A 22403-nucleotide genomic window follows, 5' to 3' on the forward strand; every position below is an offset into this window, starting at 1 on the left:
TTCAAGGCTATTGTTCAGCAAAAAACACTTACCGTACACTTATCGAAACATGCCGATCCATAATACGATCGGATTCGGGCGCATCTGCCTTATACTTGGCAAACTGTGAACCGTACCCCTCTGCACCGATTACCTGTTTGGAAAGCTGCTCTTTACCCAGGTAATCCTTTACAGCTGTTGCGCGCTCAAGCGATAACTTTTTATTAAAATCCTCATTACCTGTTTTGTCGGTATAACCACCGATCTTAATATTGGCTGCAGGAAAAGCCTTTAATATCGCCGCAAGATTACGCAGTTGCACCTGGCTTTCAGGCAACACCTCGGCTGTACCTGTTTTGAAATTCAGGTTATCGAAATCAAACCAGGTATTTTTCAGGGAATCCTCACCGATCGACTTATAATCGGATTTTAGAAATTGGACCAACTGATCTTCTATCCCGCCTTTAAATGCAGCAAGTTTGACACCATCTGGCAAGATGACCTCCGTTTGCTCGCGCTCCACTAAACTGGAACCTGTTTTCATGGTACTTGAATCCACCATTGCACTGTTCACACTGGTGTCGGTAGCACCGTCTTGCTTACTGCCGCTGCAGCCTTTTCCAAATAAAAACCAGAGTAGAGCCAATATAACCAAGGCGATTAAAATCTTCCACCAACCGCCACCGGACCCGCTTCTGGAACTGTTTTCAGCTATCGCTGCCCGCGACTCTCCTGTTCTCGGCAATGACAAAGGCTCTTTATGTGCTTCCAACTCATTTGCTGGATTAATGGAGCTTGACTTATGACTATCGACCTCCTTGACAACATCAACAGGAGCTGCAGGTTCAGTCACCGACTCCACAGGTGGAGAAAAATGCGCCCCATCGAAAAGCTTTCCAAAGGCACCTAAACCTAAACCCGCTGGCACAGCAGCAGCAAAAGCTGTTTTATTTTCCTGCAAAACATGACCGATACGTTCAAGATCCCAATTTTGTCCCTTATTTGTTAAACTGGAGAATATCGCTGGCAGAGAAAAATTCATTAATTTCCCAATGGAACTACCATCATAGCCCAAATAACCGGCAACGGTACTCAAAACGGTATCCAGGCCACCACCAAATATTGATCCCAGTAGCCCAGCCGAATTCTCACCTTCCACCGCACGAGCCCCTGCAGACTCCTCCGCGTTTGTCACACCGCCGAGAAGTCCTTTGAGATCAAAATCCGCGAAATGCTGCTTGGCCTTTTCAAGTATTGCCGAAATTCCACCGGAATCGGAATGTTGGCTTAAACCTAAAAACAAGGCGGGAATTGTTGTATTCAACCCCTGCTTCACCCCCTCTTTATCCTGGTTTAAAACTTGCCCTATTTGAGCGACCGCTTCTTCGTCAAAAAAGTCCTTCGCCCCTTTTAAAAGCTGATTTTCCATAATCTTCGTTTATTTTTAGTTTTTATAAAACTCTAACAAACAAAGGTTTAATTTGTTTACTCAATACGATTTACTGATCAAAATCACCCGAAAGCCATTTCGGAAGAACAAACTCGGATGCCAAATGAGCCCATCGGTAGTTCTGCCAATTAGCTTTACTGATCCACAGCACTTCGTCCAGCTCTTCGTAAGCCTCAAATGCATGACGCTCTGCCAGTTTAATTAAATAGATATAGCCCACGACAACCGTATTAAGCTCATTTACGGCTTGCGTACTGTGGCTTCCGATAAACCGTATTTCCATCCCGCCCACGTCATACTGAAGCTCCTCCTTGAGTTCGCGAATTAAGGTCTCCTCACGGCTTTCTTCCGGAGCTACCTTCCCGCCGGGCAGCTGAAAATAGCTAGAACCTTTTTTACGAACCATCAGCAAATCTCCTTCCGGGGCAAGCATCACCCCCGAGCAAATAACAATTTTGTCCATATCACTTATTTCACACTGATTATTTCAGACCACAAAACTAACTTTTTATCCATCATCAAAGAAATATATCCCCCGCATTCAAGACAGCTCTTTACAACCAAATTTCACACCAAGTGAACGTCCTAACCTCGAAAATCTGTTAGGGTTCACAAAACGAATATTAAAGGTTTAACGGTAATTCTTTTTCTTTCAACTGCAATAAAATTGCAAATAATAAACTAATTATCTAAGTTTAAGGTATAAAACGATAATCTATACATCCATATATGAATCGAAGATTAACCTGTTTCATACTAAGCATGTTGTTTCTATTGCCGGGATGCCGGCAAGATAAGAAAAACACAACAAAGACCAATCAGCAAACTGAACAGCGAAAACCTACACCTCCTAAAGAGCAGGTTGAGAAGAAAAAAGTATTTACGGCTGAGGATATTATCCTAAAAAAAGAGCTGCGTTACAACAAATACACCCTGGAGGACAGTTATCCCTATAAAGATACCACGCGAGGTTTTCAATGGGATAAAATCAAGGAACGCCTGGCCTTTATCGAAAATTTTCAACAGTCTCCATCGCTGTACGGCGTTCTACAAAATTATCAAAATGAAAAGGGCGAAGCGCCAACAATCCAGAATTATAAGCGGGACTCTTATAAACGCGTGTCCGACAGTTTCAATGTCGAACGCTATCAAGCGGCACCCCTCTACGATCTTAACAGCGCGAAGGCCGTTCGTTACGGTCGGGACGGCTGGCTCGTTCGCGTACAAGGCCCAGACAGCATCGCACGGATTCCGATTGAGGGTATTTCATTCGAAGGGAAATATACCGTACCCAAAAGATATCTTCGCATCATTAGCGATACCGTACAGTTCAACATTATCAATGTTGTCGATGTGAAGAACCAAAATATCTGCACCTTGGAGAAGGTCGGTAACGAATGGCTTGTCCGGAGCATGAACCCCGTGACGAGTGGCCGGCACAAACCTCCCCATGCCCAGGAAACACCGACAGGCCTCTTTGTGGTCCAGGAACACAAATCCAAGATGTTTTACTATGAAGACGGTACCAAAACTTATGCCGGATTCGCCCCCTATGCTACCCGATTTACCGCCGGGGCCTATATACATGGGGTTCCAGTTAACAATCCCAACGGCAGCATCATTGAATATAGTGAGAGTCTGGGCACAATACCCAAGTCCCATATGTGCGTCAGAAATGCGTCATCTCACGCTCAATTTGTCTATAAACGGTCAAAAGACCTCGCTTCGCTGGTTGTTGTTATTGATTAACAATATTTAACATTCTGTAAATCAAATATGTATTATCTTTAATCATTAATTTTGTAAACATCTACACAGAAAAGGGAGAAGAATGGGAAATACGTTTATGTTTCTTTTGATGGCACTTAATACAGCACTGTCCTCACAAGAAGAATTAAAAACAACAGATCAACAAACCACCAGCACTCATCGTATCAATGTCGAACGTCAACATACCGAAGTTGACTCATTGTATGATGAAATGAATCTAGGCAAAGTATTAAAATACGAAGCGTTTCGTCAAGCAATGGAAGGCAGAAAAGAACTTCCGATCCACAACAAGGACATCATGACCGTCATCGATTTTTCATTGGCATCAACGGAAAAGAGGCTTGTGGTACTCGATCTTGCGCACAAAAAAGTACTATTCAACACGCTGGTCGCACATGGAAAAAATAGCGGTGAAAACTATGCCGTCAATTTTTCAAATCAACAGGAATCACTTAAAAGTTCTTTAGGATTCTTTACAACAGAAAACACCTACAATGGCGAGAACGGCTACTCTTTGGTTTTAAATGGTCTTGAAGAGGGGATAAATGACAATGCAAAAGCACGATATGTTGTGATGCATGGCGCCGACTACTGTAGCACTGGAACAATAGCAAGTTTAGGCAGACTTGGCAAAAGCTACGGCTGCCCCGCGGTTCCAAGAGAGTTTGCAGGTCCAATCATTAACACAATCAAAGATGGAACGTTGTTGTTTATTTATGCTGACAACTCCGAATACCTCGCAAAAACACGTTTGATCCATCAACCTAATATATTAATGGCTCAATTTCAAAAAAGACAGTCTGCCTTTGATCACGAAGGCTAACAACAAAAAAGCCTGATAGAAATATTTCATCAGGCTTTTTTATGTTGTAAATCACTGTCCGACAGAGCACCTTCGCATTCACGTTAAGCTAAGATTTATGCTTTTTCTTAAATTTCAACATCCAATTGTAAATTGCATCGTCATGAAACAGTCGTTCCACGCTTCCGTGTGTGCCCCCTTTTATTACATTTAAGCTCACATTTGCTTCCGGATCCTCTCTTTTTATCGCATTCATAATTTTTCGGGATTCCGAAATTGGCACAGCACGATCAGCAGTACCATGATGAAGCCATATCGGCACCTGCGTCAGGTTAGATGCATACTGACTCGATCCACCACCACATATTGCAACGGCAGCAGCCACCCTTTCAGGATATTTGCCAGCCACATCCATTGTGCCATAGCCTCCCATACTCATGCCGCAAACGTAAATACGATCGGGGTCGGCATTGTAATGTTCAATAACATAGTCAACAATTTCGATCACTTTGTCTGGATCCCATCCTCCGCGGGACTGTGGTGCAACAATTATCCCAGGTACATCCTGCCCTTTATTGATGGCATACAATACACCGTAACGCTTTACACGGTCTAAATTTGTCCCGGACAAACTTCTTCCGTGCAAAAACACAAACACAGGCTGCTTTTCAGATTCCAATGAATCCGGTGCAGCATCTTTCAATAGAAAAGGATAAGCAGTCTCCCCTTTTATAGCGTGTATCTCCTGCGCATTTACGCGCATCAACAGCATAAAGAAAAAACAGATATACAGGTAAATTTTTCGCATACTTCTTGTCTATGACTATCTAGCTTAATTTTGGAGCACTAAAAATACAATTAAATGACTTTTATGGTATGCATTTAACATGTTTTAACACTTCGATTTCGGGAACATAGCCATTCAAAGAAAAGAAAGGCCTCATTCCTTATTAGCACAAATTGATCATTTGAAAGATTCCATCCATTATAATTGCATTTCATGCCAAAATTATCTTAGTTTGTAACATTGTCGCAAAATATCCAAGCTCTCACATGAAAATATTGCATACCGCCGATTGGCATTTAGGAAAAAGATTGGACAGTTTTTCCCGGATAGATGAACAAGTACTGGTCATGGACGAAATCGTTCATATCGCAGATCGGGAAAACGTGGATCTGGTGATCATCGCAGGAGATCTGTTCGATGCCTTCAATCCAGGTGTGGAAGCCATTGAGTTATTTTACCGAACCATCAAGCGTCTTACAAAGAATGGCATGCGCCCTGTAATAGCAATCGCAGGCAATCACGATTCACCTCATTTGATTGATGCGCCCGATCCTTTGGCAAGAGCGTCGGGGATCATCTTAATCGGGCATCCTCATGCTGTGGTCACTCCTTTCGCAACAGAGGGTTTCACCGTGTTACAGTCAGATACAGGCTTCATCGAATTAAGCTTGCCGCAATTTGACGACCCGATTCGTATTCTTCACACAGCCTATGCCAATGAAATACGCTTAAAACAGTATCTAGGCGAAGAGAAAGAAAGTAAATTGAATGAAGTGTTAGCGGCAAATTGGCAAAAAATAGCCAATACCTATTGCGATGATAAAGGCGTCAATATATTGACGGCACATCTTTACATGAATAAATTGGGCAGTCCACTTTTAGAGGAGCCAGATGGCGAAAAACCGGTCAAAATTGGTAATGCAGACTTAATCTATTCAGAGGCCATCCCGCCGCAGGTCCAATACACGGCATTAGGGCATCTCCATGGTTATAAAAATATCGGTTCGGCTGAGAAACCGGTAATTTATGCATCTTCGCCCCTATGTTATAGCTTTTCGGAGGCTGGGCAAACTAAATACGTTGCGCTGGTGAATGTATCGGCCGGCGAACAAGCAATTGTCGAGCGCATTCCATTGACTCAGGGCAAACCGCTGGTCCGAAAATCATTCGACGATATTGAGCAGTGTATATCTTGGTTGTCTGAAAACCCCAATGCATTGGTGGAGCTCACGCTGAAATCGGAGACCTTCTTAAAAGCCGAGGACCGCAAGCGAATCTATCAGAGCCATTCGGGAATAATCTACCTCATTCCGCTCGTTAAGCAGGATGAGCAAGAGCTGCTTGAAGCCAAAGAAATTAATCTTACACAAGACATGTCGACTTTATTCAACGATTATTTTAAATCCAAGAACGGCAACCAGGCACCCAATGATGACATCCTCGATCTTTTTCGCGAAATCCTAAACTCATAATCCATGATTCCATTAAAGTTAACTCTAGAAGGGATATACTCATATCAAGAACGTCAGACGATCGATTTCACTGCGCTTTCTCAAGCAGGTCTTTTTGGTATCTTCGGTGCTGTGGGTTCCGGCAAATCATCGATATTGGAAGCAATTACCTACGCCTTATTTGGGGAAACAGAACGCCTGAATGCACGGGATAAGCGCGCTTATAACATGATGAATCTAAAGTCTAACCGATCTTATATTGAGCTTGATTTCGTCAACTTTGAAGACCGTACATTTAGAATTACCCGCGAATTTAAACGCAATTCCAAAAATTTCGATGATGTGAAATCGCCCACGGTTGTACTCTACGAAAAAATCAATGAAGCATGGGTTCCACTAGAAAGCAGCAATACACAGCATATCATCGGATTAAGCTATGAGAACTTCAAGCGGACAATCATCATTCCTCAAGGACAGTTTAAAGAGTTTATAGAACTCGGAGCCAAGGAACGCACGGATATGATGAAAGAAATTTTTCAGCTGCATCGATTCGACCTGCAGGATAAAGTTTCCAACCTCTATAAAAAAAATCAGTCCGAACTGGATCACCTCAACGGTCAATTAATCGGATTTGATGAGGTCACAACCGAACTGATAGAAACGACCGAAACAAATCTCCAACTGGCAGTCGAGTCCTTTGTCGTCCTTGAGTCGTCGTACAAGGCGCATCATGAAAGGTTCTTAAGCCTCAAAAAACTCAAAGAGGATTTCTTAGAACTCCGAACAGTGAAAGCACTCTTTCAGCAATTGCTAGAACAAAAAGATGAAAAAGAAACTTTACGGTTAAAGTTAAATCGCTTTGAGGAAGCGCAAACCAACTTTCTACATATTCTTAAAACTAAGGAAAAATTAGCGGCGGAAGGCCTAATTACACAGAAAAGAGTAGAAACTGAAAAGCAGAGACAGGCCGAAATTCAACAGCTGATCCAGGAGCATTCCTCAAGTCTAAATCTGTTGAAATCACAATATGAGCTGCTACCACAGCGTCGTATTCAGGAATTGGACCTGGAATTGATAAGCCAATTGATTACGTTTTCAAATGAAATCAAGAGTTTACAGGATCGGGCGCAGAAGGGACGCAATTTTGTGCAGGAAACGAAAGATCAACAACGACATTGTAAAGCCAGAATTCAGGAGACAGAAATTCAAATCGTCAGCCTAAAGCGAGCAAAACCCTCATCTCAAGAACTCATGGAGCTGGGTCAGTGGTATACCAAGCAGCAGAGCATCCAGCAGCAGGAAGACGACCTGAACAAACAGGCCATTGATTTAGAAAAAAGCATAGCCATACTGAAGAATGAACTCCATGCCTTCCATCCTGATCTCGAAGAATTTCGATCCAATCATCCTCTTGTCGTCAATGCCCTCGAGCAAAAACTTCAAGCACTCCAAGATGAAAAATCTCATCTTCTCCTGCAGCAAAGGCTGACCCAATATGCAGAAAACCTTAAAGCAGGCTCCCCGTGCCCACTATGTGGAGCTTTGGAACATCCCGCCATCAATCAAGGACAGGATATTTCTCACCAGGTTGCCGCTAATGAGAAATTGATTACTGAGACAAATGAGAACCTTAAGCACCAACAGGATCAGCAATTTCAGGTCGAGAAACTTCAGCTACGTTTGCAGTCACTAAATGATCAGCAACAAGATCTACATACGAAAATACAGCTGAATGCCCGTAAAAAAATTGCGCATGCCCAACAATTTACATGGGCCGGTTATAGTCCTACGGATGAATCCAGCTACACATCAAATAAGCAGGAGCTTGCCCGGATCGAAACGCAACTAGCAAAAGTGGAGCAACAACTTGGCGAACACCAGGCTACACTCGCCTCCGTTGAGGAAAAGCTGGAGAAATACAATAAAGCACTGCATCAGTTTGAACGTGATGAAGCAAGCAAACAGGCCCAGATTAATCAAAATATGGGGAATCTAAAAACGCTGCGCTGGTCCGACTATAAAATGCGGGAGTCCGAAGCAGTCGAACAGGACTATACTGCACTGAAAAGATCGAATCTTGAGATTGAGCGCGACTACATTGCTTTAAGCGAACGATTAAATGAGTTAAACAGTCAATTTGCAGCCCAAAACAGCTTGGTACAGACCATTGTTGAACAGCTCGGACATATCGAACGTGAAAGTCAAGAGGCCGATGTCACGCTCCAACAGCTACTTGAGGCGTCACCCTTTGAAACGTTGGAAGAGATTCGGCAAATCCTCGCGGAGAATTTGTCTGTCATACAGATCCGACAAGAGCTGGAGCAATTTCAGATTCAATTTGAAACGGTGAAGGCACAGATCAGTCAGTTGGAAAAGAAACTCGTCGACCAGGTATATGACGAAAACCAATTTCTCGCGCAGGAAAAAATCCTGGATGAGAGCGCCCAAGAATTGAAAGCAAGCACAGAAAATGTTGCCCGACTTCAACAAGAGCGCGATCAGCTAAGAATCGCCTATGCTAAAAAGGAAAATCTCCAGCAACAACAGATCAAACTAAGTTTACGCCACGATAATTTGAAACAACTTTTTAATCTATTTAAAGGTGCGGGCTTTGTGCAATATGTTTCTTCGATTTATTTACGGCAGCTGTGTGATCATGCGAACATTCGTTTCCATCGCATGACCCGCAATCAACTTAGCCTGCAGCTGAATGACAACAATGAATTTGAAATTATCGATTATTTGAATGAGGGAAAAAGTCGCAGTGTAAAAACACTATCCGGTGGACAGGCATTTCAGGTATCCCTAAGTCTGGCTTTGGCCTTAGCAGAAAGTGTACAGTCTAATTCGCGTGCGGCCAGAAACTTCTTTTTTATCGATGAAGGCTTTGGAACACAAGATATCACTTCTGTTAATATTGTTTTCGAAACCCTATTAGATTTACACAAGGAAAACCGCATCGTCGGTATTATTTCACATGTTGAAGAGCTCAAAGAACGTATTCCAGTATCCCTTTCAATAGAAAAGGATGAAGAGCGTGGCAGTCAAATTTTTATCAATTAATTCCGTTTTATTTTGTATATTAGTTATAGCGGTTCCGCTGAACGAGCCTGATCGCTATAACCAACAAAAACAAAAGATTATGGGCTTATTTTCAAACAATAAAAAAGGAAAAGGGTCTCATCCTTTTTTTCATAAGGCGACCAAAACAGTAAGCAGCACGGCCTTTTCAGCTAAAGAAACCAGTCAAACAAGGACGGTACAATCCATGCTTTTTGTCAAACAATACGATATACTAACGATCTTAAGGGAGGTTTTAATGCCGCAGAATCAAAACTAAAATTAAGCAGATTTCCATCTTCCATACTAACGTGAATGATGTTGGCCCTACATGTAAACGTAAACAGACTATGTTTACTACGCACGATTAGTGCCTAGGTTAAAGAAAGTCTAGGTACAGCATAGCGTATAAAGCTATCAAAATTTAGCAAAACAACATGATTGCTAATCACTGGGAACCAGAACTTCACAATTGGCTTTAGGGCAGAAAAAAGAAATACAATAAAACATTGAAATTATAAAAAAGAAAGTTTATTTTAACCAGACAAAACTTTTTCCAAAAAAATATTGTCATACGATAAATAACAATCGATAGACAGTATATTTGTCAGCTATATGAAGTACAAACAAATCAACAATAATTCCATCAATCAAATCATGCTAATCGTCATCATATTGGCGATATGTATATTGATCTTTACAAGCTTATTCTACTACCTCCCCGGTTTTCTGGGAGCAGTTACCTTATATATTCTTTTTAGAAAAATCAATTTTAAGTTGACTGAAGAAAAAAAATGGAATAAATCTTTCGCCAGTATTTTATTGATATTATTGACTATCATATTCTTGGTAGGGCCACTCTATCTGTTAATCAACTACATGGTACCTCAGGTAACAGAAGTCATTAGCAACAAAGACGATCTGATGCACAAGTTTGACTCGATCAAAACGTACTTTAAAGATAGCCCCTATTTAAGCAATATCGATCTTTCTGATACCGCCTTAATGGGAACGCTTCAAAAAGCAGCTAAATTTATACCCAATATTCTGAATTCTGTTGCAGAAGTTGGTGTCAATATACTGGTAGCGCTATTTGTGTTGTATTTTATGTTGGTTAGCAGCAAAAAACTAGAACAAACCATTTATCAAGCGATCCCTTTCACCCAAACCAGTAAAGCCGAGTTGTGGAAAGAATTTGATATGATGGTAAAATCCAATGCAATCGGTATCCCGATTTTGGCTATATGCCAAGGTATTGTAGCGGGGCTTGGCTATTGGTTCTTTGGCTTAGAGAGCCCGATCTTTCTGGGAATTCTTACCGCAGTTTCCACTATAATCCCAATTTTGGGAACCATGGTGGTGTATCTACCGGCAGCGCTTTTTCTACTGGCGAATGGACAGTCCGGAAATGCAATAGGTCTTGCCTTATATGGTATCATTATTATTGGTAGTATTGATAATGTACTTCGATTTACCATATTGAAAAAGTTGGGTGACGTTCATCCCTTAATAACGGTATTCGGTGTTTTGCTGGGATTAAACCTATTTGGTATGCTGGGATTGATCTTCGGTCCACTAATCCTATCTTGTGTGGGTGTATTATTGAAGGTGTATAGCATTGAATTTGGAAGAAGTACGCCAGAAATTATTCAATCTACCTCATTGACAGACTCTAAGTCTACGCATGACGGTCCTGACATCATAGAATAAAGGAACTGCAACAGGTTAAATTGTTTTGATCACAACATGCATTAATATCCAGTATACTGTCATAAATGAATTTCTACGATTAAGAATCCCTTTTTTTTCATAGTTTTGATCATTAGTATAATACATTCTTCAATACTTTCTACGTAAAAATTGACGATGTATTAAGCATAAACATTAAAACGATAAAATCACGAAAACTGATTTAAAAGCAAACGTATTCTATGAATAAAAAGATAATCTTAGGAGTGACAGCGTTATTGGCCGCCGGCATTCTTTCCTCATGCAACAACAACAAACCGAAAACAGATCAAACTGCAAATACTACGCAGGAAGCCAGTGCTGACAGCCATGATCATGCAGGTCATGATCATGCAGACCACGATCCTAGTCAAGCTGCGCCAAAGCAATCTTCCGACCCTGCAGCCATTCTTCCTAATTTCACATTTTATCAGCTTCGTTCGGGCATCCGTGTTACGCAGGAAAACGTTGCTAAAGACAAGAATACCGTTTTTATTCTATTTGATCCCGGGTGTAGTCATTGCCAACATGAAGCTACGGAGCTTGAAAAGAATATTGATCGTATAAAAGACGTCAATATTTATTATATTTCCATGAATGATCCGGCCTTAGTACTAGGTTTTTTTGACACCTTTGCACCTAAACTATCCAAAGCATCCAACGTAGAGGTATTGATTGATAAAGACCAAACATTTATACAGACCATCCACGTACCTTCACAATTTCCCGCAAATTACGTCTATGGTGCGGACGGAAAACTAAAAGCACATTGGGAAGGTGAAAAAAATATTAACGAAGCAATAAGCCAATTTCATAAATAATCTGAAATGCTAAACATAGCAATCAATGGATTCGGACGTATCGGTCGGAATACACTACGTAATATCTTTTTAAGGGGGGCTTTCGATGAACTACAGGTCATTGCCATCAATGATCTAACAGATACAAAGACGTTGGCCCACCTATTTAAATACGATTCTGTACATGGTCCCTTTCCTGGCACCGTGACACACGATGAAAAACATATTATTGTCAATGGTCTTTCCATCTTGGTTACCAATGAAAAAGATCCTACTGCATTGCCCTGGCAGGAGCTTCAAATTGATGTTGTCATCGAATCTACAGGGTATTTCACCAGTCGTGACAAAGCGGCTCTCCACCTGGAAGCTGGTGCAAAAAAAGTGATTATCTCCGCCCCGGCACAAGATAAAGACATTCCAACAGTGGTATTGGGCATTAATGACAGTGTCATTGATCTATCTGCTTCGATTTTATCCAATGCTTCCTGTACAACAAACAATGTTGCTCCTCTTGTTAAAATATTGGATGAAAATTGGGGCATCAGAGATGGCTATATTACCACGGTTCATTCCATGACGGGAGACCAGAATCTTCACGACGCACCACATAAAGATTTAAGGAGAGCGCGGGCAGCATCGTCGGCGATCATTCCAACAACTACTGGTGCCGCTAAAGCGATTACCAATGTTTTTCCGCATCTGCAGAATAAACTTGGCGGAGCCGGGATACGTGTCCCCGTACTCAACGGTTCATTGACGGACTTTACCTGTACGCTCGAGAAAGAAACCACTGTAGAGGAAATCAATAAAGCATTCAAAGCTGCAGCAGAAGACGAATTAAAAAACGTATTATTTTATACAGAAGACCCCATCGTTTCGGTAGATATCATCAATAACCCCTATTCATGTGTATTTGATGCGCAGTTAACCTCAGTAGTGGGCGGTCTGGTCAAAGTTGTGGGCTGGTATGACAATGAATTTGGTTATTCCAATCGTTTGGTTGACCTTCTGATCAAGATCGATAGGCTCGCATAAGTTTGCTACCTCATCATCATCTTAGGATAGGTGGCGGCATAAAAAAAGCGTCCTTGCCAATTATAATTGGCAAGGACGCTTTTTTTTCTTCATGCATTAATTTTACATTTCCCCTTCAACGCCTAATCCAAATAACGCAAAATCATATTTGACCGGATCCAGCGGATCCAGTAAGCGCAGATTGGCTGTTAATTCCTGGGCTGTTTTCCAATTCACTTTATCCAGCGTAATTAGACCAAATTTGCGGGCAACACGCTCGACATGGACGTCGCATGGACAGATGAGATCTTTTGGGGACAGGCGGTGCCAAATACCAAAATCTACACCTTTTGTATCTTTTCTGACCATCCAGCGTAAAAACATATTGATCCGCTTAACAGTTGACTTCTGTGCTGGACTACTAATGTGCTTCCGCGTGCGAACAGGATAATCAGGTAAGGAAAAGAAATAGGTTTTAAAGGCATTCAATGCCATTTCTAGGTCGACCTCTTCCCTGTTCTCCTGTCCTACGAGAAAAGCATCCTCCAAAGATTCGAAATGCGCATAGTGATGCTTAAAAAAAGAAACAAAATAAAGAATGTCGGTATCATTGAAGGTACGGTGCTTAAATCCCAGCAAGGTCTTTAAATCCTGTTCTTGGTGATTTACAATATAATCGTATGGCGAACCATCCATACGAGCCACCAGTTCATTACATTTATTGATAATCGTCTTTCTTTGTCCCCAAGCCATGATGGAAGCCAAAAATCCCATGATCTCAATATCCTGCTTCCGGGAAAATTGATGGGGAATCGATATGGGATCATTTGGAATAAAACCAGGTTGATTATATTCATCAACTTTCTTATCCAAGAAATCTTTCAGATCAAAATCAACGTCCATACTAATCCTTATCTTCCAGTTTGAAGAATACCTTTACAAATCTTTGCGATCAAGCCTGGGCCTTCGTAGATAAAACCGGTATAAACTTGAATGAGACTGGCTCCAGCATCTAACTTCTCAATGGCATCTTTCGCCGAATGAATCCCCCCTACACCGATGATCGGAAATGCCTTGTTGGATTTTTCACTTAAGTAGCGAATCACTTCCGTTGAACGTTTTGTCAAAGGACGTCCACTTACACCACCCGCTTCATTGATCAGCTCCTGTTGGCTCTGTAAGCCTTCTCTTGAAATCGTCGTATTCGTTGCGATAACACCTGCAATTTGAGTTTCCAAAACGATCTCGACAATATCATCCAATTGACTATCCGTCAAATCGGGCGCTATTTTAAGCAAGATGGGCTTCGGAGCCGATTTTGCGATATTGAGGCTTTGTAAAGTATTCAATATATGTTTTAAAGGCTCCTTTTCCTGTAAATCCCGTAAGCCCGGTGTATTCGGAGAACTCACATTGACAACAAAATAATCCACGTAGTCAAACAATGCATTGAAGCAATAAATATAATCATTGACAGCTTCTTCATTGGGTGTCACCTTATTCTTACCGATATTTCCCCCTATTAACAATCCTTTTCGATCCTTTAGATTTTTCAATCTTGTAGCGGCAACATCTGCCCCCTGATTATTAAATCCCATTCTATTGATCAACGCTTCATCGGGAACAAGGCGGAACATCCTGGGTTTATCGTTGCCCGGTTGCGGCTTAGGAGTTACCGTTCCAATTTCGATAAAACCAAATCCCAAATTAGTCATATCCGCAATATATTCCGCATTTTTATCAAAGCCAGCAGCAAGGCCCACCGGATTTTTAAACTTCAATCCAAAGACTTCGCGTTCCAAACGTGGATCTTCCACGGTAAAAAAAGCATTCAATAATTGTTTGGCGCCCCAAATTTTTGAGAAAACATTCAATCCACCGGTCACTTTATGGTGAGCCGTCTCCGGATTCATTGTAAAGAATATAGGTTTGACTAATTTATACATAATCGCAAAGTTACTCAAAGAAGAAGAAATATTCATTACTTTTGTACTTTTGCAGTTGAAATGATATCAATAAATAATTTAACATTTGAAATAGGATCTCGCGCTTTATATGACGAAGCAAACTGGCATATCAAACCAGGAGATAAAGTTGGCTTGATCGGTGCCAATGGTACAGGTAAATCGACTTTACTTCGCCTTATTGTCGGTCAATATACGCCCACATCAGGAACGATTTCCATGGCGAAGGACCTTAAGATTGGTTATTTAAACCAGGACTTATTGTCGTACCATTCTGACAAAAGCATTTTGCATGTTGCCATGGAAGCTTTTGAGCGCCAAAATCAATTACATGCCGAAATCGAGGACTTACTCCACAAACTAGAAACAGATTATTCGGATGAAATCCTGAATAAACTAAGTGATAAACAAGTAGAATTTGAGGCTTTAGATGGTTATAACATCGAATTTAAGGCCCATGAAATCCTTGCCGGTTTAGGTTTTTCCGAAGAAGAACAGAAAAGACCATTGGCCACTTTCTCCGGAGGATGGCGTATGCGGGTTATGCTTGCCCGTATCTTATTGCAAACTCCAGATATTCTGTTATTGGATGAACCGACCAACCACATGGACTTACCTTCCATCAAATGGCTGGAGAACTATCTGCAAGCATTTGATGGCGCCATTGTGATTGTTTCCCACGATCGATATTTTCTTGACCGCATCATCAAGAAAACGGTAGAATCCCGTAAAGGAAAATTAACACTTTATGCAGGTAACTACAGTTTTTATCTTGAAGAGAAGGAACTACGGAATGAATTGCAGGCCAATCAATTCAAAAACCAGCAAGCCAAGATAAAACAGGAAGAACGCCTTATCGAGCGTTTCCGCGCCAAGGCTTCTAAAGCCAAAATGGCGCAGTCGCGCATCAAAGCATTAGATCGCTTGGAGAGAATTGACGATGTAGACGATGACAATCCTACGGTAAACTTCAGCTTTAAATTTTCAAAACCTTCGGGGCGCCACGTCGTGACATTGGAAAATATTTCCAAGTCATACCCTAACCTGGAGATCTTAAAAAATACTTCAGCCATTATAGAAAAGGGTGATAAAATAGCCCTAATTGGTGCCAATGGTAAAGGTAAATCTACCCTCTTACGTATCGTGGCCAATGCGGATCACCAGTTTGAAGGAAAAGCAGAACAGGGACACAATGTTTCGCAGACATTTTTTGCGCAACACCAGCTGGAGGCCTTACATCTGGAAAATTCCATCCTTGCCGAGTTACAAACTTTTGCGCCGAAGCATACAGAGACTGAATTGCGCTCGATCCTTGGATGTTTTCTATTCACTGGTGATGATGCATTCAAAAAGATCAAAGTACTCTCCGGAGGTGAGAAATCGCGTGTGGCCCTTGCAAAAGCATTAACCGCGGACGCGAACTTCTTAGCGCTCGATGAGCCTACCAACCACTTGGATATGCAGTCTGTCAACATTCTGATCCAGGCCTTGCAGCAATACGAAGGTACATTTATCGTTGTCTCCCACGATCGTTATTTCTTAGACAATGTAGCAAACAAAATCTGGTACATTGAAGATAAACAGATCAAGGAATACCCAGGTACCTATCAGGAGTATGAAGAATGGGCTGCAAAACGCGTCGTAAAGGCGGACGTAAAAACGGAGAAAAAAATCAAGGAAGAACCCAAAGTAAAGAAAGAAAAGCAACCACTTACGGAAGATAAAACACGTTTGTTGAGTAAAAAAAATAAGGAGCTAACGTCTTTTGAACAAAAAATTGAAGAGCAAGAAATTTTAGTTAAAAATTTAGAATCAAAACTTGCCGACGAAGCAGTGTATTCGGATGCGACTAAGTTACAGGAAACTACACGCTCTTACAACTCAGCGAAGGCATTATTGACGCAATTTCAGGAGAGTTGGGAACAGCTGGCGGAAGAAATCATGGAATTGGAAAATGGTTAATTTTTTTGGCTTAAAATCAGCTTATTAAACCTCAAAGCATGATTTTAAGCCAAAATTATTTGCAGGAACAGGATTAAAGCCCTACTTTTGCATCACTTCAAACAAGGAACGACAGTTCAAAATAAAGAAGTAAGATTCCGTAGCTCAGCTGGTAGAGCAATACACTTTTAATGTATGGGTCCTGGGTTCGAATCCCAGCGGGATCACTGAGAAGAGCTAATCGCAAGATTGGCTTTTTTTGTGTTAATAACAAAAATCAATCAGATCATTCTGCATTAAACTCCTTAAAAACTAGCCAAAGTATTTTCCAAAATCATTTTGACAGCGAAATTTCAGCGAATAAATGCCAATCTCGAGGCAATCGTTTACAAATCTATCTATTCTATTTTTTGATTTATAACAGTGCTTTAGTTACTAAATATTTTCAAGCTATATTTAATGTGACTCCTAATAAGTCTTTGCGCTTAAATATTAAATTTTAAATATTCATATGATAAAAGTACTCCATAATCTACAGATAATTTCAGACGGCGAGATTATTAAAAACAAAGCGATTATTATTTCTAATGACAAAATATTGGGAATAACTGACTGTTCGGTACTTTCAACGAATTTTGAAAAAATTGATTGTAATGGTTTTTACGTTACACCAGGATTCATAGACCTTCAGGTTTATGGAAGTAGTGGCAATCTATTGAGTGCAAAAAGAGACGTTAATACCTTGGCCCAAATGGAGCACGATTTGATTTCGCAAGGAACAACAGGATTCTTAGCTACCATTGCAACCAGTTCCCTAAATGATACCGAAGAAGTTATACATGTTGCACGTGAGTATTATAAAGTTTGCCAAGGGAACTTTTTAGGTTTACATTTAGAGGGGCCTTTTCTAAACCCTGAACAGAAGGGTGCACATCCTGTTAATTTAATCAGAAAATCTTCTTTTGATCTCGTAAAAAAATGGGTGCGTATGGGAGAAGGAGTAATTAAGATGATGACACTGGCTCCGGAACTTCAAGAAGATCAAGTACTACGATTTTTAACAAATGAAGGCATCATTCTGTCCTGTGGACATAGTAATGCAACATATCAGGAAGCGAAAAGATTCTTAAATAATCCTGTTAAAGCTGTTACTCATCTATTTAATGCGATGCCACAGATGCATCATCGCCATCCGGGATATATACCTGCTGTTTTTGAAGAACGACCCTACACAAGTATAATTCCAGACGGCATCCATGTGGATTTCGCAATGGCAAGAATAGCAAAGAGAGAATTGGGTTCCAAGCTATTTTTTATCACAGATGCTGTTACAAGAACTAATATCGGTCAATTTATTCATATAGATAAAGGTGATCACTTTGAACTGCCAGACGGAACAATATCCGGATCGAATCTTACCATGTTGAAATGTGTTGAGAATGGTGTTGTACATTTGAACATTGGGCTTCCAGAAGCCGTGAATATGGCTACAAAATATCCTGCTCGTTTAATTCAATTAAACAAAGGCGAAATTAAAGCCGGCTATGATGCTGATTTAGTTTTATTCAACAGTGAATTTGAAATTCAGCAGGTATTTATGGCAGGAAAACCAAAAATATAAACGAGATCCGCAGATCAATAACTCGTTATAACCATTTAATAGCAAAAAAATACTTCACAAAAAAATCTAAAGAATATGGAATCAGTTAACAATTTTCAAAATAAATTTGGAATAAGCTTCTATGTTGTCGCTAGGGTTCTTATCGGACTGTTTTTTACCATTACAGGCTTTAACAAATTATTTCATCCTATTTTTCAGGAACGTATGTTAAATACGATCAGTAAAATTGGATTCCCTTATCCTCAGTTTACGGCAAACTTTACTGCGACTTTTGAATGCATATTCGGTCTATTTTTGTTGATTGGACTATTTACCCGTATAAGTTCAGCAGGTTTAATTATCATTATCCTAGTTGCCCTTATAAGCCATGATTTAAATTCGATTCCAAAAGAGCTGCTGCCAAGTTTGGATGGAGGAAAAATATACCCGATGGATCCATTTACATGGCTAAGTTATTTTCTTTACCTTCCACAAGTGTTGTACTTATTATTACTTTTCATTTTTTTAGGGTATGGTTATGGAAAGGTCGGTTTTGATAGGTATTTTCAAAAATGAAAAATTTTTTTATTCTCTCTTTTTTCAAATTTTGGCTTAAGTATAAGATCGTAGAAAAGTACAAAATTAAGGAATAAAAATTATAGACAACCTTCAAATTGAAAAGCATTCAAAGAAATCTTTGAATGCCTCCAACTAAACCTAAATTATTATGATAAAAAGTTCGGACAGCTAATTACCGGAGTTTCCTTTCTTTATTTTGTCCCGCAGTAAAATTTCTTTGTCAACATTCCAATACTTACAGTCCAGCTCCATGAAAACAGAGGAGTATGGCATGACAGCATTTGTTTTGAGAACCAATACCTTAAACAGTTTTGATGCAGCGTCCATTTTAGAAAAGATCTCGTTGTGCGAGATCACCGAATACGACTCTTTGGGATAAATCCTGTATAAGTCTTTTTTAAACTTTTCTATTCCCGGAACGAGTTCTTCATTCAAATAATCAAGCTCAAGATCCTTGTATAGGATTGGTTTAACATGTGCCTGCTCCCCTACTTGGTTCTTTACTTCATTCAATACATCCACCAGTTGTTCATTGGTCTCAATAATTTGAATATTTTCATCTGCAAGTAGCGGAAATGCTTTGTCTACCACCAACAACCAGTTTCGATGTCCCAATTGAGGTAATTCGGTCTGAAGTTGCTTCTTCCAACTTGTTGATTTCTGTCCATCGGGAACCGAGGTTTTATTTGGCTGACAGTTTATAAATAAAACCGAAAACACAAGCAATAAATAACTTATTCGTTTCTTCATATGATCTGGATTGAAAGTTCTTCACCTTTTTTAATTAAAGTAGGATTTTTTAAAACAATGTTGACCTTTCCATCTGCAATCAGAGCATCTTGAACTTGGCAAGTCATTTGGTCCAACCTAATTGTGATATTTTTCTTTGATAGCTGTTTTTTTACGTAGACGTTCAGCGAAATTTCACCAAGTTCTAACTGTCCTTTTTCAAGTTTCAGGGAAGCGTTAAATTCAGTAACAGATGACCGCTGTGAAAAGCTTCCCCAGCCCTCCGCAGCTGTAAATGCAGCTTTAAAATCTTGAGGATTAATTTTAGGGTCAAAGCCGATCTGCTTCTTTGGACCATGGTAGGTAAATCCACAAGCACTAATAAATGTACCATAACTTGCCATGGCTCTGGCATAATGGTCACTGCATTCGATTTCATTAAATGGATTTCGCTTCGATGCATGATATCGATCGTGAATCTTACGGGTAAGAATTAAACCTTCATCCACCATTCCCTCTGCAAGCATATGGGCCGCTACCTGATGTTCAAATCCACTCATACATTCATGAAAATACCCCAACTGCCAGGTTTCATTCTCTCCATAAGCATTTTTCTCGTTCTTGGGATTGGTGTTCATCACCATTCCTCCATCCCCTGCAAGTGCATATGGCCTACCCTGAAGATGTGTTTTTATATAAGGTCCTACGTCCGGTGTAAAATTGTAATTCCAAAGGGCACGAAGAGCAGACATGGTTTTTTCTTTAGAATTTACTCGTGGAAGTCCGACCTGAAAGGTCCACGCTTGTCCATACACTTGATCAATGTGGCAGGTATTGTAAGAGCCCAATTTCTTTCTACCAAATTCTTTGTTAGGCCTATGGATATAATACTCGCCATTAAACAGCTGCTCATCCATATTTTTGCTCCCTTTTCTGAAATATTCGGCACAAACTCTTTGAAAGTTTTTGTCACCGACTTCTTCAGCCATTAGTTCGCCTGCTTTTACTGCTGCCAAACAGAGGCCGACAATCCAGGCAATCTCTCCTTCCCAAACGGCATCCAGTGTATTTTCCATTGGTGTATCTGTCATGCCATCACCGTTCTTGTCCTGATCCAGGATAAACTGAGTCGCTTTTTTAATCGCGGACCAGTTTGTTTTTAAGAATTGACTGTCTTTGCTCGTCTGATGATCACGGTAGGTCCTTAAGATCACTCCAGCCTGACCATCAATCGCAGGTCTAGTCTCATATTCTGCCCTGAATATTATTGCTCCAGAATCTTTCACAAATCCCACTCCATAATCAGTAGTTTCGCGCAGATTTCTCTCTAAACCAGGGAAAATTCTGCCCATAGCCTGACCGTACTGCCAGACGTGGGTGCAAGTGCCGGCACAGGCGCCCACGCCTTCCCATCCCCAGAATCGACCGGTTGCAAAACGCATCGTATTTGCTGTTGCCAAGGTTCCAATGTTAACAAAAGTTCGATCAATGAACCAGTATGGTAAAGTTGTATCATTCCAGGTCTTTACCCAAGTCATGGTATCATTGTCTAATTGGGACTTGTTTGCTGAATAATATTTCAGTACATCAACTGCGTCTTTAAACTTCTTGCCAAACCAGTATCCTTCCTTGGCATCGGACAGACGTTTTATCAATTGCGGATGTGGATTGTTAAAATACCAGGCAACAGCATAATTGAACTTCTTTGAATCTGAACGCGAAACTTTTTGGCGGGAACTTATTGCCGCAACTTGCATTTTGTCAAAATCTTCTACACGTTTTTCTTCAGTATCGACAAAATTATTCGGATTAATTGGCCATTCCTGAATACTTGTCACGAGCTTAATCGCTGGATCATGGCACATAAATGCCATGTTACCATAGTCACCTGCTGTGAGATCCTGTGAAGCTACCTGATCGCATGTGAATTGAATTATCTTGTGTGTCGTATATGATCTGTCTAGCTCAGCTACTTTCTTTACGCTTTTGAAATCTTTTCTACCTTTGTGCACCCCATTTTCCATCCATCCGATCAACTCCACGTCCAGATCCGCATTGGATTTATTTCTTACCTCAATCTGAAATGTGGTCAATGGTAAAGATGAATTATCTTCATCCAGGGGAATAAATGGAGAAAATGCGGTCAACTCAACATCCACCGGGAACGTTTCACTGCTATAGGTAACTTTACAGCTTGGATAAGAAGGTTCAAAGATTATTTCGTCCCAATCGTTTTCATTCAGGTCTTTCTGAAAGAGCTCTCCCGATTTTCTTACAACGACCTTAAAACCCTGTTCGAATTTCCGCAGATTATCTGCAATAGCAGGCTCAATATAGGCCGACCCATCTCTCGGTCTCACCTTGACCATTTCCTTTCCATTGTCCCACTGTACAATTTTGGTTTCTATCCCCTCTTTCAGACCATCGTAGGCATCATTGAAGATCTGCCACAACCACAATCTGCCATCACCACCAATATAAACAGTACCAGTATGGAGTCCTCCAACAGGCATACCGATATATTTCAGTTCGTTTTTACTTTTTCTATATTGTATTTTATCTCCCTTTTGGTAGAGTGACTTTATCCATTCCGCAGGATATCCTTTGTCCAATGGAATATTGTGCATAGGTTGATCCCAGGCAAACATAGTGGTTGACCAGACGGGGTAATTAGCAGCTAATACACCCAGTCCAAGTAGACCCGATTTCTTTAAAAAGTTTCTTCTGTCCATTTTTCCGTTTATATTCA

Annotated in this window: 18 protein-coding genes and 1 tRNA gene; 12 read left to right on the forward strand and 7 right to left on the reverse strand. The window is 40.6% G+C overall.

The features are described 5' to 3' along the window. Positions 1-28 precede the first annotated feature (28 nt). Both B3600_RS02815 and B3600_RS02820 read right to left on the reverse strand, forming a co-directional pair. A complete protein-coding gene (locus B3600_RS02815; RefSeq protein ID WP_286752001.1) occupies positions 29-1408 on the reverse strand; it encodes an OmpA family protein in 1380 nt (459 codons plus the stop codon). Between the two features lie 70 nt (positions 1409-1478). Continuing rightward, positions 1479-1892 carry an NUDIX hydrolase gene (locus tag B3600_RS02820; protein WP_053003618.1) on the reverse strand — a complete coding sequence of 138 codons (414 nt, stop codon included), beginning with the start codon at positions 1890-1892 and terminating at the stop codon, positions 1479-1481. 266 nt (positions 1893-2158) lie between these two features. On the opposite strand from B3600_RS02820, the gene B3600_RS02825 reads away from it, so the two are divergent. Beyond that, positions 2159-3178: a L,D-transpeptidase gene (locus B3600_RS02825; protein WP_286752002.1), complete on the forward strand. Its 1020-nt coding sequence runs from the start codon at positions 2159-2161 to the stop codon at positions 3176-3178. An 82-nt stretch (positions 3179-3260) separates the two neighbouring features. Further along, positions 3261-4022 carry a murein L,D-transpeptidase catalytic domain family protein gene (locus tag B3600_RS02830; RefSeq protein WP_236586050.1) on the forward strand — a complete coding sequence of 254 codons (762 nt, stop codon included), beginning with the start codon at positions 3261-3263 and terminating at the stop codon, positions 4020-4022. A gap of 88 nt (positions 4023-4110) precedes the next feature. Here B3600_RS02830 and B3600_RS02835 read toward each other — a convergent pair whose 3' ends face one another. Next, positions 4111-4809: a prolyl oligopeptidase family serine peptidase gene (locus tag B3600_RS02835; RefSeq protein WP_053003619.1), complete on the reverse strand. Its 699-nt coding sequence runs from the start codon at positions 4807-4809 to the stop codon at positions 4111-4113. A 245-nt stretch (positions 4810-5054) separates the two neighbouring features. Here B3600_RS02835 and B3600_RS02840 point away from each other — a divergent pair, with 245 nt between their 5' ends. From B3600_RS02840 to gap, 6 genes are all read left to right on the forward strand, one after another. Continuing rightward, positions 5055-6260 carry a metallophosphoesterase family protein gene (locus tag B3600_RS02840; protein WP_286752003.1) on the forward strand — a complete coding sequence of 402 codons (1206 nt, stop codon included), beginning with the start codon at positions 5055-5057 and terminating at the stop codon, positions 6258-6260. A 3-nt stretch (positions 6261-6263) separates the two neighbouring features. Next, complete coding sequence (locus B3600_RS02845; RefSeq protein WP_286752004.1) at positions 6264-9302, forward strand: AAA family ATPase; 3039 nt, start codon at positions 6264-6266, stop codon at positions 9300-9302. A gap of 79 nt (positions 9303-9381) precedes the next feature. After that, on the forward strand, positions 9382-9579 hold the full coding sequence (locus B3600_RS02850) for a hypothetical protein (RefSeq protein ID WP_139145072.1): 198 nt from the start codon (positions 9382-9384) through the stop codon (positions 9577-9579). A gap of 335 nt (positions 9580-9914) precedes the next feature. Then, complete coding sequence (locus B3600_RS02855; RefSeq protein WP_070568932.1) at positions 9915-11009, forward strand: AI-2E family transporter; 1095 nt, start codon at positions 9915-9917, stop codon at positions 11007-11009. Between the two features lie 221 nt (positions 11010-11230). Continuing rightward, entirely contained in the window at positions 11231-11848 is a 618-nt protein-coding gene (locus B3600_RS02860; protein WP_070568934.1) for a TlpA family protein disulfide reductase, read from the forward strand. A gap of 6 nt (positions 11849-11854) precedes the next feature. Beyond that, complete coding sequence (gap, locus tag B3600_RS02865; RefSeq protein WP_286752005.1) at positions 11855-12862, forward strand: type I glyceraldehyde-3-phosphate dehydrogenase; 1008 nt, start codon at positions 11855-11857, stop codon at positions 12860-12862. Positions 12863-12964: 102 nt separating this feature from the next. On the opposite strand, the gene B3600_RS02870 is transcribed toward gap, so the two are convergent. Together B3600_RS02870 and B3600_RS02875 are read right to left on the reverse strand one after the other, a co-directional pair. Further along, positions 12965-13744: a TIGR02757 family protein gene (locus B3600_RS02870; protein ID WP_286752006.1), complete on the reverse strand. Its 780-nt coding sequence runs from the start codon at positions 13742-13744 to the stop codon at positions 12965-12967. 8 nt (positions 13745-13752) lie between these two features. Beyond that, entirely contained in the window at positions 13753-14787 is a 1035-nt protein-coding gene (locus B3600_RS02875) for a quinone-dependent dihydroorotate dehydrogenase (protein WP_070569103.1), read from the reverse strand. A 60-nt stretch (positions 14788-14847) separates the two neighbouring features. On the opposite strand from B3600_RS02875, the gene B3600_RS02880 reads away from it, so the two are divergent. The 4 genes from B3600_RS02880 (at position 14848) to B3600_RS02895 (ending at position 18922) form a co-directional block, all read left to right on the forward strand. Continuing rightward, positions 14848-16767, forward strand: a complete 1920-nt coding sequence (locus B3600_RS02880; protein ID WP_070568943.1) for an ABC-F family ATP-binding cassette domain-containing protein — start codon at positions 14848-14850, stop codon at positions 16765-16767. Between the two features lie 133 nt (positions 16768-16900). After that, positions 16901-16973 (forward strand) — tRNA-Lys (locus B3600_RS02885). A 284-nt stretch (positions 16974-17257) separates the two neighbouring features. Beyond that, positions 17258-18367 carry an N-acetylglucosamine-6-phosphate deacetylase gene (gene nagA, locus B3600_RS02890; protein WP_286752007.1) on the forward strand — a complete coding sequence of 370 codons (1110 nt, stop codon included), beginning with the start codon at positions 17258-17260 and terminating at the stop codon, positions 18365-18367. A 75-nt stretch (positions 18368-18442) separates the two neighbouring features. Continuing rightward, positions 18443-18922 carry a DoxX family protein gene (locus B3600_RS02895; protein ID WP_286752008.1) on the forward strand — a complete coding sequence of 160 codons (480 nt, stop codon included), beginning with the start codon at positions 18443-18445 and terminating at the stop codon, positions 18920-18922. Between the two features lie 171 nt (positions 18923-19093). Here the strand turns inward: B3600_RS02895 and B3600_RS02900 are convergent, their stop codons facing one another. Next, positions 19094-19675, reverse strand: coding sequence for a hypothetical protein (locus B3600_RS02900; RefSeq protein WP_286752009.1), 582 nt, complete (start codon positions 19673-19675; stop codon positions 19094-19096). Next, entirely contained in the window at positions 19672-22386 is a 2715-nt protein-coding gene (locus B3600_RS02905; protein ID WP_286752010.1) for a GH116 family glycosyl hydrolase, read from the reverse strand. Before B3600_RS02905 ends, B3600_RS02900 begins: the two co-directional genes overlap by 4 nt. Between the last annotated feature and the right edge of the window lie 17 nt (positions 22387-22403).

The sequence above is a fragment of the Sphingobacterium sp. UBA2480 genome (assembly GCF_002341965.1).
In the GTDB taxonomy this organism is placed as follows: domain Bacteria; phylum Bacteroidota; class Bacteroidia; order Sphingobacteriales; family Sphingobacteriaceae; genus Sphingobacterium; species Sphingobacterium multivorum.